The 13,837-nt window shown below is 58.7% G+C and carries 12 protein-coding genes; 3 read left to right on the top strand and 9 right to left on the bottom strand.

The annotated features are described in order from the left end of the window. Positions 1 to 2: 2 nt before the first annotated feature. The 5 genes from pyrG to MLD04_RS08365 all read right to left on the bottom strand — a co-directional run bounded on the left by pyrG (position 3) and on the right by MLD04_RS08365 (position 8,193). Positions 3 to 1,631 carry a CTP synthase gene (gene pyrG / locus MLD04_RS08385; RefSeq protein WP_248156949.1) on the bottom strand — a complete coding sequence of 543 codons (1,629 nt, stop codon included), beginning with the start codon at positions 1,629 to 1,631 and terminating at the stop codon, positions 3 to 5. An 88-nt stretch (positions 1,632 to 1,719) separates the two neighbouring features. Next, positions 1,720 to 3,069: a tRNA lysidine(34) synthetase TilS gene (gene tilS / locus MLD04_RS08380; protein ID WP_248156947.1), complete on the bottom strand. Its 1,350-nt coding sequence runs from the start codon at positions 3,067 to 3,069 to the stop codon at positions 1,720 to 1,722. Beyond that, entirely contained in the window at positions 3,053 to 4,006 is a 954-nt protein-coding gene (gene accA, locus MLD04_RS08375; protein ID WP_248156945.1) for an acetyl-CoA carboxylase carboxyl transferase subunit alpha, read from the bottom strand. Before accA ends, tilS begins: the two co-directional genes overlap by 17 nt. A gap of 193 nt (positions 4,007 to 4,199) precedes the next feature. Beyond that, positions 4,200 to 7,682 carry a DNA polymerase III subunit alpha gene (gene dnaE / locus MLD04_RS08370; RefSeq protein WP_248156943.1) on the bottom strand — a complete coding sequence of 1,161 codons (3,483 nt, stop codon included), beginning with the start codon at positions 7,680 to 7,682 and terminating at the stop codon, positions 4,200 to 4,202. A gap of 43 nt (positions 7,683 to 7,725) precedes the next feature. Beyond that, on the bottom strand, positions 7,726 to 8,193 hold the full coding sequence (locus tag MLD04_RS08365) for a TlpA family protein disulfide reductase (RefSeq protein ID WP_248156935.1): 468 nt from the start codon (positions 8,191 to 8,193) through the stop codon (positions 7,726 to 7,728). 72 nt (positions 8,194 to 8,265) lie between these two features. Between MLD04_RS08365 and arsC the strand changes: the two genes are divergently transcribed. The 3 genes from arsC to tfpB are packed head-to-tail and all read left to right on the top strand — an operon-like array spanning position 8,266 to position 10,828. Next, on the top strand, positions 8,266 to 8,619 hold the full coding sequence (gene arsC, locus MLD04_RS08360) for an arsenate reductase (glutaredoxin) (RefSeq protein ID WP_248156933.1): 354 nt from the start codon (positions 8,266 to 8,268) through the stop codon (positions 8,617 to 8,619). A 13-nt stretch (positions 8,620 to 8,632) separates the two neighbouring features. After that, positions 8,633 to 8,992: a DUF2069 domain-containing protein gene (locus MLD04_RS08355; protein ID WP_248156931.1), complete on the top strand. Its 360-nt coding sequence runs from the start codon at positions 8,633 to 8,635 to the stop codon at positions 8,990 to 8,992. Positions 8,993 to 9,028: 36 nt separating this feature from the next. Then, on the top strand, positions 9,029 to 10,828 hold the full coding sequence (tfpB, locus tag MLD04_RS08350) for a type IV pilus assembly ATPase TfpB (RefSeq protein ID WP_248156922.1): 1,800 nt from the start codon (positions 9,029 to 9,031) through the stop codon (positions 10,826 to 10,828). On the opposite strand, the gene MLD04_RS08345 is transcribed toward tfpB, so the two are convergent. The 4 genes from MLD04_RS08345 to MLD04_RS08330 are packed head-to-tail and all read right to left on the bottom strand — an operon-like array spanning position 10,825 to position 13,779. After that, complete coding sequence (locus MLD04_RS08345) at positions 10,825 to 11,883, bottom strand: DUF3080 domain-containing protein (protein ID WP_248156920.1); 1,059 nt, start codon at positions 11,881 to 11,883, stop codon at positions 10,825 to 10,827. The genes tfpB and MLD04_RS08345 overlap by 4 nt on opposite strands. 26 nt (positions 11,884 to 11,909) lie before the next feature. After that, positions 11,910 to 12,599 carry an acireductone synthase gene (mtnC, locus tag MLD04_RS08340; protein WP_248156918.1) on the bottom strand — a complete coding sequence of 230 codons (690 nt, stop codon included), beginning with the start codon at positions 12,597 to 12,599 and terminating at the stop codon, positions 11,910 to 11,912. Next, complete coding sequence (locus MLD04_RS08335; RefSeq protein WP_248156910.1) at positions 12,596 to 13,156, bottom strand: 1,2-dihydroxy-3-keto-5-methylthiopentene dioxygenase; 561 nt, start codon at positions 13,154 to 13,156, stop codon at positions 12,596 to 12,598. The genes mtnC and MLD04_RS08335 overlap by 4 nt, the downstream gene beginning before the upstream one ends. Further along, positions 13,153 to 13,779, bottom strand: coding sequence for a methylthioribulose 1-phosphate dehydratase (locus MLD04_RS08330; RefSeq protein WP_248158227.1), 627 nt, complete (start codon positions 13,777 to 13,779; stop codon positions 13,153 to 13,155). The genes MLD04_RS08335 and MLD04_RS08330 overlap by 4 nt, the downstream gene beginning before the upstream one ends. Between the last annotated feature and the right edge of the window lie 58 nt (positions 13,780 to 13,837).

The raw sequence follows: 13,837 nt of genomic DNA, 5'->3' as shown, positions 1-13,837 counted from the left end.
ATTCAATCCTCCTGTTTATATGTAAGAGCCGCGTTTACGAAGCCCTTGAACAGCGGGTGGCCGTCCCGTGGGGTAGAGGTAAATTCCGGGTGGAACTGGCAGGCCACGAACCAGGGATGATCCGGTGCTTCTACCACTTCAACCAGTTTTCCGTCAGTGGATCGACCGGAAATCTGAAGACCGGCACCTTCCAGCTGGGGCAGGAAATGGTTGTTCACCTCGTAGCGGTGACGATGGCGTTCGCGGATGGTTTTCTTGCCATAGCAGTTGGCGATCGTGGATCCCTCGGTCAGGACACAGTCCTGAGCGCCCAGACGCATGGTACCGCCCAGATCGGACTCTTCGGTGCGCTCCTCGCGTTCACCGGTGGAATCCAGCCACTCCGTGATCAGCCCCACCACCGGCTCCGGGGTGTGGGTGCGGAATTCGGTACTGTGGGCGTCTTTGAGACCGGCAACATTGCGGGCGTATTCGATGACCGCCACCTGCATCCCGAGGCAGATACCCAGATAGGGAACCTTATTCTCACGGGCATACTGTACGGTGCGGATCTTACCCTCGACTCCACGTTCACCAAAGCCACCCGGCACGAGAATCGCATCGGCCGACTCCAGAACCCGGGTACCGTCCCGCTCGATGTCCTCGGAGTCGATGTAGTTGATGTTGACCTTCGTCCGGGTCTTGATACCTGCGTGAAGCAGGGACTCAATCAAGGACTTGTAGGCATCCAGCAGCTCCATGTATTTGCCGACCATGGCGATGGTCACTTCCTGCTCGGGATGCATCAGCGCTTCAACAACACCGTCCCATTCGCTCAGGTCGGCTGAACGCGCGTCCAGATTGAACCGCTCGATGACCAACTGGTCGAGGCCATGCTCATGCAGCATCCGCGGGATCGCATAGATAGACTTGGCATCCTGAAGCGGAATGACGGCGCGTTCTTCGACGTTGGTAAACAGCGCAATCTTGCGACGGGAGCTGGCATCCACCTCGTGCTCGGATCGGCACAGCAGAATATCCGGCTGCAGACCAATGGAGCGCATTTCCTTGACGGAGTGCTGGGTCGGTTTGGTCTTGATCTCGCCGGCAGTGGCGATATAGGGAACCAGCGTCAGGTGCATAAAAAGAGCACGCTGAGGGCCGACTTCAACCTTCAGCTGACGACAGGCCTCAAGGAAGGGCAAGGATTCGATGTCGCCCACGGTGCCGCCAATTTCGATCAGTGCGACATCAACACCGGCAGCGCCTTCCACGACTCGACGCTTGATTTCGTCGGTAATGTGCGGAATCACCTGTACCGTGCCACCCAGATAATCACCGCGGCGCTCCTTGCGGATGACTTCTTCGTAGACACGGCCTGTGGTGAAGTTGTTGCGGCGGCTCATCCGGGTACGGATAAAACGCTCATAGTGGCCAAGGTCGAGATCCGTCTCAGCCCCATCTTCGGTGACAAATACCTCACCGTGCTGGAACGGACTCATGGTGCCGGGGTCTACGTTGATGTAGGGGTCCAGCTTGAGAATAGTGACCTTCAGGCCGCGTGCCTCGAGGATGGCTGCCAGAGAGGCAGACGCAATACCTTTCCCCAAGGAGGACACGACACCGCCGGTGACGAAAATATAACGCGTCATGCAGATTCCGTGATTATCTGGTTCGGTGAAGGAGGGAGATTGTTCATCTCAAGATGGGACGCCAGACTACCAGAAACCCCCTCCTGACTCAATCACAATCCCGCTCGACAATCAGCCTCCAGCCGGCGGCAGGAGCGCTTCCCGAGTATTGACCAGAACACCACAAATCGCCAATTGCAATCAATCTTTGCCGATCCCCATCCACCCTGAAAACCAGCGGTAGCCGTGCCCTTTCCCAGGGTGGAACCGCGTGTTCCTGGAGCCACTTCTTCAAGGGCCGCTCAACCCCCTGCGGAGACGGCCGGAAGGTTTCACCACCCTGCCTCGTAGATACCCGTATTGCAGGATTCGGCCGGCTCTGCTCAGTTGAGGGAATCAGCCGGATAGACCATTCACCCCATCGAAGGGGCTGTTGCGGGAACAATTCAGCACCTACCGGCAACGCCTCCGGCGCCGCCGGCACCAGATAGAGCCAACCCTGGAAACGACGAATAACAAATCCGTCGCCCACCACCTCAGGCGAACCATCCTGGCGAGCTCCGATCAACTCGCCGATGACCTGCCCCCAGTCCCGAAGCGAAGGTTCAGCGTAACCGGCACGCCGGATCCACCAGGTCACAAGATTTTTCCGCTCCACTGGACTCAAGCCGGCAAGATGCTCGATCGCCAGGCGACCCCGCTGATCGGCACACTGCTCCCAATGGAGTGCCGCCAGCCGATCGGCCAGGAACGAATTCTCCCCACAGGCCCTGGCCGTGTGGGAGAGTCTCCGGTTCAGCTCAGGCCAACGGGATCGGATGAGCGGTAACACGCGCTGCCGAAGGAAGTTCCGGTCAAATCGCGCATCGGCGTTGCTCGGATCCTCAATCCATGTCAATCCGGCATCAGCCGCCCAGCCGGACAGATCCTCGCGACTAAAATCCAGTAAAGGCCTATAGAGCCGGCCTTTGCCGAGTGGGCGCTGCCTGGGCATACCAGCGAGTCCACGCACCCCCGTGCCCCGAATCAACCGAAAGAGCAGCGTCTCGGCCTGGTCGTCTGCGTGATGCGCCATCAGCAACAGATCACCAGGCTCCAGCAACTGTTCAAATACCTCATAACGGGCCTGGCGAGCGGATTCCTCGAGTCCCCCGGCTCGACTTCCCGAGCGCTGCACCTCAACCCGACGGCAGGTCAGCGGTATGGCCAGCCTCTCGCACAGGTGCTCACAGAACTGCTCTGTGGCATCCGCATTGGCCTGGAGTTGATGATTGACGTGAATCGCCCGGACATCGTGGGTCGGGCAATAACAACGGACAGCAAGGTGTGCCAGGAGGGTAGAATCCAGACCGCCGCTCAGAGCAATCCAGAGGGTCCGGTGTTCGGGAAGCGACCTGACCGAAGCGCAAAGAACCTCCGGCCAGGCATAAGCTTCAGAGGGCTTATCGCCCTGTGTCATAGCGGGTGAGGCGCTCGTAACGGCGGGAAACCAGCTCATCCTGCGGCAAGCGCGCCAGCTCGGCCACGCCCTGAGCCAGGGTCTCTTTCAGTGACTCTGCCATGGCCTCGGGGTTGCGATGGGCACCGCCCAGTGGTTCGGCAACGACGTTGTCCGCCAGTCCAAGATCCTTCAGGCGATCGGCCGTCACGCCCATGGCCTCCGCCGCCTGCGCGGCATACTCCGCACTTTTCCAGAGGATGGAGGCACACCCCTCGGGGGAGATGACCGCATAGGTGGAATACTGCAACATGTTGAGCTGATCGCAGACACCGATTGCGAGGGCCCCGCCAGAACCACCTTCACCAATCACCGTGGAGATGATCGGGGTTTTCAGGCGGGACATGACTGCCAGGTTGAACGCGATGGCCTCGCTCTGACCACGCTCCTCCGCGCCAATGCCGGGATAGGCACCAGGAGTATCAATGAAGGTCAGAATCGGCATATTGAAACGCTCAGCCATCTCCATCAGGCGCAGGGCCTTGCGATAACCTTCCGGCCGCGGCATGCCAAAATTCCGTTTCACCTTGTCCCGGACTTCACGACCTTTCTGGTGACCGATCACCATGACCGGTTTGTCGTTCAGTCGGGCGGTACCACCCACGATGGCCAGATCGTCAGCGTAGCGGCGGTCCCCGTGCAGCTCATCGAAATCGTCGAAGATCATTTCGATGTAATCGAGTGTATAGGGACGCCGTGGATGTCGCGCCAGGCGGGCGATATCCCATGGCTGAAGATCGGAGAAGATGCTTTCCGTGAGACTGACGCTCTTCTTCTTGAGGCGACTGATCTCGTCGGTAATGTTGATGTCGGTGTCGTTACCGACCATTCGAAGCTCTTCAATCTTGGCTTCGAGGTCGGCGATCGGCTGTTCGAAATCCAGGTAATTAGGGTTCATGATGTTCCATCATTTGATTGCCTGACGACCACGCGGGTCGCCAAAACCAGAATTTGGGACAAAGATAACAGCGCCCGAAGCCCGGCTAAAGCGGACATTGGTATGATGCCGTTTTATGACAAAACCGTAATTCATGAACCACTTAGCCGTTTCAGGAGCTGGACTCTACCGGCATTTCCAGAGCCTGCGTGGCTTAATCATAGACCAGTTCCACGGATTGGTCGCCCACCAGGTACCGAAGCTCCAACAGGAGATTGTCATCGGGCTGCACCCGCCAGGACTCACCCAGCTCGATCCGGGTTCTGGCATGGGGGCTGCTGTATTCAATCCACACCGGACTGCCGTCACAGCGGAAGGGGCGCAGTGTCTCGTCCAGCTTGTCCAACAGGCCATTCTGCAGCTGGTCCGTCTTGAGTGCGAGTTTCAGGCCACGGCTGAACTGCTGGCGCGCCGTCGCAACGTCCAGCACCGAGTTGACCCGCATCTTCATCTGTCCCGAATAGTCATCGTGACTGACCTGACCTTCCACCACGATCACCTGGTCCGACTGCAGCAGCTCCCGGTTCTCGAAAAAGGTTTCAGAGAACAACGTGGCCTCAATACGGGCACTGCGGTCATCGAGCGTAATAAAGCACATGGTGGAGCCGGTGCGGGTTTTCATGGTGCGCTGGGCGACCACCAGGCCCGCTACCCTCTGGGGCGATTTGTTCGGCTTGAGGTCGGCTATGGACGAGCGCACGAATCGTCGAACTTCTTTTTCGTACTCATCGAACGGATGACCGGTCAGGTACAGGCCGAGGGTATCCTTCTCACCTTTCAGCCGCTGTTTTTCCGGCCACTCACGGACGTTCGCCACATCCGCGTAGAGGTCTCCGTCTTCCCCGCCCTGCAGCATTTCACCAAACATGTCCATCATGCCGGCCGCATCGTTGCGGGACTGCTGATCAGCCTGCTGAACCGCCTTGTCGATGCTGGCCATCAACTGGGCACGGCCCGGACCGAGTTTGTCCATGGCACCGGCCCGAATAAGGGCTTCCATCGCCCGCTTGTTCACCTTCTTGAGATCAACGCGGCGGCAGAAATCAAAGATATCCTCGAACGGCCCCCCCTCTTTCGCGGCCGCCACGATACTGTCGATCGGACCTTCGCCAAGCCCCTTGATGGCGCCCAGACCATAAACAATCTGGCCCTCGTCGTTGACGGTGAATGTGTATTCGGAACGGCTGACATCCGGCAGGACCAGATCCAGCTTCATGTTCCGGCACTCCTCCACCAGCGTCACAACCTTGTCGGTATTCTGCATATCAGCGGTCAGCACCGCCGCCATGAATTCCGCCGGGTAATGGGCCTTGAGCCAGAGCGTCTGATAGGAAACCAGCGCATAGGCCGCCGAGTGGGACTTGTTGAAGCCGTATCCGGCGAATTTTTCCACCAGATCAAAGATATTCTCGGCCAGCGTCTTATCGATGCCGTTGTTCTCGCAGCCATCCAGGAAAATCGCCTTCTGCTTGGCCATTTCCTCGGGCTTCTTCTTGCCCATTGCACGCCGGAGCATGTCAGCACCGCCCAGGGTGTACCCGGCCATCACCTGGGCAATCTGCATGACCTGCTCCTGGTAGAGGATGACCCCGTATGTGGGCTCCAGCACCGGCTTCAGGCCCTCGTACTGATAATCCGGGTGCGGATAGGACATCGGCTGACGACCGTGCTTCCGGTCGATGAAGTCATCCACCATGCCTGACTGAAGGGGACCAGGACGGAACAGGGCCACCAGGGCGATCATGTCCTCCAGGGAGTCGGGCTGAAGACGGCGGATCAGGTCTTTCATACCACGGGATTCAAGCTGGAAAACCGCCGTGGTTTCCGCACGCTTGAGCATTTCAAAGGACGGCTTGTCGTCCAGCGGGATGGCGCTGATATCAAGAATCCCCTCGCCACGCTTTTCGCGCCGGGGATTAATCATGTGCAGGGCCCATTTGATAATCGTGAGTGTCCGCAGACCGAGGAAGTCGAACTTGACCAGGCCGGCTTCCTCTACGTCGCCTTTGTCGAACTGGGTAACGAGGCTGCCACCTTCGTCATCGCAGTACAGTGGCGAGAAGTCGGTAATCTTGGTGGGTGCGATGACTACGCCGCCGGCGTGCTTGCCGGCGTTCCTGCACACCCCTTCCAACTTGAGGGCCATCTCCCAGATTTCCTGGGCCTCTTCGTCCTGTTCCAGGAATTCCTTGAGCTGGGGCTCCTGCTCGATGGCCTTTTCCAGGGTCATGCCCACTTCAAATGGAATCAGTTTGGATAGTTTATCCGCGAGCCCATAGGATTTGCCCTGCACCCGCGCCACGTCCCTTACCACCGCCTTGGCAGCCATGGTTCCAAAAGTAATGATCTGCGACACCGCTTCCCGGCCGTATTTCTCGGCGGTGTAGTCGATGACCCGATCCCGGCCTTCCATACAGAAGTCGACGTCGAAGTCCGGCATCGAGACCCGCTCCGGATTCAGGAAGCGCTCGAACAGCAGATCGTATTCCAGAGGATCAAGGTCAGTAATCAACAAGGCGTAGGCCACCAGTGAACCGGCGCCGGAACCACGGCCAGGCCCAACCGGCACACCGTTGTTCTTGGCCCATTTGATGAAGTCCATCACGATCAGGAAGTAGCCCGGGAACCCCATCTGGATAATGATGTCCAGCTCGAAGTTGAGCCGTTTGTAGTAGACGGCCCGTTTTTCCTCGTACTCCGGATCCTCTCGGTCGAGAATGGTTTCCAGCCGGGCTTCGAGCCCTTCCTCCGACACCTGACGGAAATAATCGTCCATTGTCAGCCCGTCCGGAATGGGATAATTCGGTAGGAAATACTCCCCCATCCGGACCTTCACGGAACATCGCCGGGCGATTTCAACGGTGTTTTCGATGGCTTCAGGAATATCCTCGAACAGATCGATCATTTCCTCGGCACTACGAAGATACTGTTGATCACTGAAGCGGCGGTCCCGGCGCGGATCATCCAGCGTCCGGCTCTCGCCAATACAGACACGCGCCTCGTGGGCCTCGAAATCGTCTGCCTCCAGGAAGTGCACGTCGTTGGTGGCCACCACCGGCAGTTGCAGCCCTGCGGCCAGTTCCACGCTCATATGCAGGCAGTCTTCATCACCCGGACGTCCGGTACGCTGAAGCTCGAGGTAATAGCTGTCAGGATAGAGTTTCATCCAGTATTCGGCACGTTCGCGGGCCAGCTCCGGCTTGCCAGCCAGCAGTGCCTTGCCGACATCACCCTGTTTGGCACCGGACAACGCGATCAGGCCGTCGGCCCGCGCCTCCAGCCATCGACGCTGGATAATGGGCTTGCCGAACCGCTGGCCCTCGGTGTAGCCCAGGGAAATGATTTCGGTCAGGTTCAGATAGCCGTCATTGTTGCGGGCCAGTAGCGTCAGGCGAAACGGGTTGTCAGGCTCATCGGGATTCTCCAGCCACAGATCCGCACCGATTATGGGCTTGACGCCCGACCCCACCGCCGCTTTGTAGAAGCGCACCAGCGAACACATGTTGGACTGCTCAGTCAGGCCGACCGCCGGCATACCCAGCTCCGCAACGCGACTGACCAGCGGTTTCACACGAACCAGGCCGTCCACCATGGAGTATTCGGAATGTACGCGAAGATGTACGAAGGTCTGCGCCATAACGTAAGGCTTTTCCTGCTGGTTTTCTGAATGTTGTTACGGGTCAACCGCCAATCAGCGATCGGATGTCCGCTTCTGTCTGTGGGCCGAATCTGACTTCGACCAGATCGCCATCCGGGTTGATAATGAACGTGGCTGGCAAGGCCATGGGAGTTTCCCACCCGAAGCGCTTGCCGGGATCCTCCTCGAGCATTGTATATTCAATGCCCATCCGGGCGCCGATGTCGCTCAGATCCTTACCCGTTACGCCATCGAAATTCACACCGAGCACGGCAATATCCGGTGCTTTATCCAGGTTGTTCAGCTCGGGAATTTCCTCTCGACAGGGCTTGCACCACTCAGCCCAGTAGTTAACCAGAACCCACTGGTTACGAAGATTGTCCCAATTCAGCTTCGGGCCGTCGGCACGCGCAAATTCCTGTTTCTGACATCCGGCCGCCAGAGCCGAAAGAATGACCATCACAACAGCGATCAGCCATCGACCGGGCCAGACCGAAACGGGGTACTGCACGTTTACGCCTCCTGTTAGACTACGGGCCTTGAATAACCCGCTGATCTCACTCAGACAAAATCAGGCCCGAAGATGACAGAACCGACCCGGATTTTCCACAACCCCCGCTGCTCCAAATCACGACAAACATTGGAACTCCTGAAAGAGCGCGGCATCGAACCGGAGATTATACGCTACCTCGAAACACCTCCGACAGTGGAGGAGCTCACACGCATCCTCGATCTGCTCGATTGTGAACCACGCGAACTGATGCGTACGAAGGAACCGGAATACAAGGAGATGGGGCTGGACGATCCCGATCTCGGCCGGCAGGCATTGATCAAGGCGATGGTAACCACACCGAAACTGATCGAGCGCCCGATTGTCATCCACGACGGCAAAGCGGCTATGGGCCGCCCGCCGGAAAACGTTCTGTCGATTCTCTGAACCGGATCTCTCTATGCTTCAAAATGAAACGGCCAAACTGACGGCCCGGGTGACCATCCTGCTGTACCTGGCGGTACTGGCCACTCTCGTCGTCACCACGTTTTATCCGGCGCCTGTCGAGGGAGTGTCGGTCACCTTGATGCTGTCGGTAAAGCTTGTTCCGCTGCTGGCGTTCGCGGTTCCGGTATTCCGGGGCCATAACCGGGGTTATATCTGGATGGCCTTCGTGGTGATCTTCTACTTCACCCAGGCAGTCGTTTCGGCGTGGCTCAGCGAGGGTGCACCAGGACCGGTCATGCTCACGGCGCTGACCTTCCTGCTGTTTGTCAGCGCCATGATCCATCTCAAGGTCAACCGGCCTTCAGCAGGCTGACAGAACTTCCAGAACCCCTTTCCGGAGTCAAGATTCATGGTGCAACAAAACCGCTTTGAAGCCCAGCGTACCAGCGGCGCGGCCCTGTCACTCCGGGAGCTCTGCACTGCCCTTGAGCGGACCGGGGAGATCAGCCAGGCCGATGCCGAGAGGGTCATGTCCGCCAATCTGGGCACAGCGACAGGAAACCGGGAGGCCGGGAAGCGACATCCTCTGGAGCTGATTGCCATCGCGGGACTGAAGAGCGAGCAGGACGGTCGGCCCCTGGACCTTGAGCGCCTCACCCGCTGGCTGGCTGACTGGTCGGGGCAAACGTACTATCACATAGACCCCCTGAAGATTGATTCACCGGCCATTGCCCGGGTGATGTCCTACGCCTTTGCCCAACGCCACGGCATACTGGCCGTCGAAATCGATGCCAACGAAGTGGTCGTCGCCAGCGCCGAACCGTTCAAAACCGACTGGGAAAGCAACCTGCAGCAGGCGGTTCGCCGCGATATCCGACGCGTTGTGGCCAATCCGGAGGATATTCGCCGGTACACGGTCGAGTTCTACCAACTCGCCAATTCCGTGAGCAAAGCCAGTGGCCAGGCTGCCGGGTCCGGCAACCAGAACTTCGAACAGCTTCTGGACCTGGGCACCAATGAAAATCCGGATGCCAATGATCAGCACGTGGTTCGGATCGTCGACTGGTTGCTCCAGTACGCGTTTGACCAGCGGGCCTCGGACATCCACATCGAGCCCCGGCGGAACCTGACCCGCGTCCGGTTCCGGATTGACGGCGTTCTTCACAACGTTTATGAGTTTCCCGAGCATGTCGGGGTAGCCGTGACCAGTCGCCTGAAGATTCTCGGGCGCCTGAACGTGGCAGAAAAGAGGCGGCCACAGGACGGCCGGATCAAAACCCGGAAGCCGGATAACAGCGAGGTGGAGCTGCGTCTCGCGACCATGCCGACGGCGTTTGGTGAGAAAATGGTGTTGCGGATCTTTGATCCGGAAGTCCTGCTCAAATCTTACGAGCAACTGGGCTTCAGCAAAGACGACCAGGAACGCTGGCACGACATCACCGCCCATCCCCACGGCATTGTGCTGGTCACCGGCCCTACCGGTTCGGGAAAAACCACCACCCTGTATTCCACGCTCAAGCAGATATCCTCGCCGGAACTCAATATCTGCACGATCGAGGACCCGATTGAAATGGTGGAACCGGCATTCAACCAGATGCAGGTGCAGACCAACATCGACCTGACGTTCGCGGCAGGGATTCGGGCACTGCTGCGACAGGATCCTGACATCATCATGATCGGGGAAATCCGCGATCTGGAAACCGCCGAAATGGCGGTCCAGGCGGCGCTCACGGGCCACCTGGTGCTCACCACGTTACACACCAACGATGCCCCCAGCGCCATTACCCGGCTGATGGAACTGGGTATACCGCCCTACCTGATACGCGCAACCGTGCTCGGCGTGATGGCCCAGCGACTGGCAAGAACCCTGTGCCCTCATTGCAAACACCCGGCTCCGGTCGACGAAGAGGCCTGGCGGACCCTGACCCGGCCCTGGAAAGCACCGGCACCGAAGACCTTCTACGAACCCGTTGGTTGCCTCGAATGCCGAAATACCGGCTATCTTGGCCGCGCAGGCGTCTACGAAATCATGACGCTTTCGGACAACCTGAACCGGCAGATCACCGAGCAGTGTCAACTGGAACAGTTGCGGCTGGATGCCTACAAGGAAGGCATGAAGTCCCTTCGACTGAGCGGCGCACAGAAAGTGGCAGCCGGGCAGACCACCGTAGAGGAAATCCTGCGGGTGACTCCCGAAAGCCAGCGCTAGGCGCCCGGGCGCAGACCGCACTGGCCCAACAGGTCCTGCCAGGCTTTGGTATGCATGCTCATCGCAATGTCCAGAGAGCGCCAGAGGCTGCCTTCTCCCGTCATGGACAAATAACGTTGGTACCAGCCCTCGAACGCATCCGGCATGGTCGCCTGCTGCAGTGTCGCAAGGCGACCGAGCGGCACCATCAGCTCATCCCTGGCTCGACGTACATCCGCCAGATAGGGCTGTACCTTCTCAACGTACACGCTGAAAAACATGCCCTTGACAATGTCCGACTGATTATTGGGCTTGCTGTTGAGGCACAGCGGACGATCCTCAAGCCTGGAGCGAATGACCCGGGTTGCATCCCGTAACCGGGTGACGAGCAGGTTCGCGCTGTTGATCAGCTGACCGGCACGGTATTCCGCCTGCCAGCGCTGCTGGACCTCTCCGGCGAAATCCAGAGACACGTCCAGATCCCCGGCAACCAGCTTCTTTACGGCAACATCAAGACGGCTGACTTCTCTCGCCAGGTCCGATACAGGGTCGCCCGCTGCAGCCACCGGATAGGTACCCTTGGCCAACGTAAACAGGGTCTCGATCTCTTCCACACCCCAGGTACCGTTCCAGACCGCGATGGGGAGCGATTTGCGCTTACTCTCGATGGCCTTTTTGAGCGTGTCTTTCAGATCTTTGTCGTCGATCTCCCCGATACATGCCCGGGCGGCATGGATGAATCGAAGTTCGTAGCGAAGACGATTCAGAGGCTGCATAACCCGCCCCATGACCGAATTCTTCTCCCCAACCACATGCTGAAGCTCACAGCCGTAAAGCGAGAGAAAATCCAGCATGCCCAGTTCCAGCTCGGGCATTTCCAACACCCGGTCGCGACGGCGGGGAATCTGATCCGCCGTTGGTAGGGGCGATAACCGGGGTTCCGCTTCGAGGACGCGGGCCACCCGCTCCACATATTCATCCATCATGGGGCGGGCTTCGGAGAACGGGTTGCAGGCGGAGAGCAGCGGAAACAGGAGGAGCGGCAGAAACCTCAGAGTATGGTATGCCCGTATCATGATCGCTGTCTCCGGATACCGGAGGATCAACGCTTGCGCAGCAGCGTATCCACCTCCGCAAAGTTTCGGGCGACATGGCGGGCGGTTTCCGGCAGATCGCCGTCCCTCACCAGCCAGGCTGTTTTCATGCCGGCGCTCTCGGCCGCTTCCAGTTCTGCTTCCACATCAGAAAGAAACAGTACGGTGCCAGCCTCGACGCCAAGCTCTCCCAGGATGTTGCGGTACGACGCCGCCTCTTTCTTGCCGCCGATCCGGGTATCAAAATACCCGGAAAAGAACGGGGTGAAATCCCCTTCGGTCGTAAATCCAAAAATCAGTTTCTGGGCCTTGACCGATCCCGAGGAATATACGAACAGCCTCAGCCCCCGATCATGCCAACGTTGAAGGTAGTCGGCGGCGTCCGGATAGATGTGACCTTTCAGCTCGCCTTCCTGATACCCCTGCTCCCAGACCATTCCCTGGAGCGCCTTGAGGGAGGTCTCTTTGCGGTCATCCCGGATCCAGCCGGACAACACGTCAATCAGGCCCTCCAGATCGCTTCGATCCACCCCGGAAACCCGGGACACTTCATCAAGCTGCTCCGAAACGGCCGGTTCATCACCATGTTCGCGAATAAACGTCGGAAGGTGCCTGGCGGCGAACGGGAACAAGACATCGTGGACAAACGAAATCGAGCTGGTCGTCCCCTCTATGTCGGTCAGGATCACCCGGATCATCCGCCGGCCCCCGCAAGCGCCTCATAGCGCGGGAGATGGCTGGCAATGTCCTCGCCGGTAAAGTCGGCCACCCAGCCCTCGGGGTTGGAAAACAGGCGAATACAGGTAAATGCCGGCTCCGGTCCCATATCAAACCAGTGGCGGGTGCCATCGGGCACATTGATCAGATCGTTTTTCTCGCAAAGCACGGCGTAAATCTGATCACCGAGATGGAGATAGAACAGGCCGTTACCCCGAACGAAAAAGCGCACCTCGTCTTCGCTGTGCACGTGTTCATCCAGGAACTTCTGGCGAAGTTCCCCTTTTTTGGGGTTGTCCGGATTCAGGCTTATCACATCGGCGGTCTGGAAACCGGATTCCTCCTTGAGGCGAGCGATTTCATCGCCGTAGGCCTCAAGAATGCTGTCGGGTGTTGCGTCCGCCGGCAGATCCCGGGTCGGCCACTGCTCAAAGCGGATGCCCTGCTCCGCCAGCCGCTCGCGGATCTGTGCGGTATCCCGGGTCACCGTGTGGGCACGATCCGGCTGGTCCTGGTCAAAAATGCTCAAAGTGGTCATGGACGAACCCTCATGGTTTCAAGTTCACAATCAAACAGAAATTCAAACGCTTCTACATGGCGGAGGCAGTCCTCCATGGTTCTGCCCCAGGTGTAGAGGCCGTGGCCACGGATCAGATAGCCGGGCTGACCGGGGTGATCACGGAACCAGCTTTTTGTCTCTTCGGCGAGCGCATCAATATCCTGGGTATTTGCAAAAACGGGCACGGTCAGCACGGATTCATGGGTCTCTACGCCGGCGAACGCCTTTTGCAGCTCGTAGCCCTCCAGTTCCAGCGAGTGCCCCGGCGCAATCAACCGACTCAGTACCGTCGCCTTCACGGAATGAGTATGCAGTACCGCCCCTACCTCCGGGAACAGTTGGTACAATACGGTATGCAGACGGGTTTCCGCCGACGACCGGCTATTGCTCTGTACCGCACGGCCGTCGAGGTCCACAACCATGATGTCTCCAGCGGACAACTGCCCCTTGTGGCGGCCGGATACGGTAATCGCAATGTGCTGACCATCAATGCGTTCGGAGTAGTTGCTGCTGGTTGCCGGGGACCAGCCACGCTGATAGAGAAAGCGGCCGGCCTCGATAATGGAATCGGCGGCAACGGCGTATCGGATGACATCGAACACGGTGTTCTCCAGCAGGAATGGGCCGGGGAGCATCAACCTTTCCTGTCTTCCGCCCCCT

The sequence above is a fragment of the Marinobacter koreensis genome, from assembly GCF_023156285.1.
In the GTDB taxonomy this organism is placed as follows: Bacteria; Pseudomonadota; Gammaproteobacteria; order Pseudomonadales; family Oleiphilaceae; genus Marinobacter; species Marinobacter koreensis.
The sequence above is the reverse complement of the archived record's forward strand: the minus strand, read 5'-3'. Positions and strand labels throughout refer to the sequence as shown.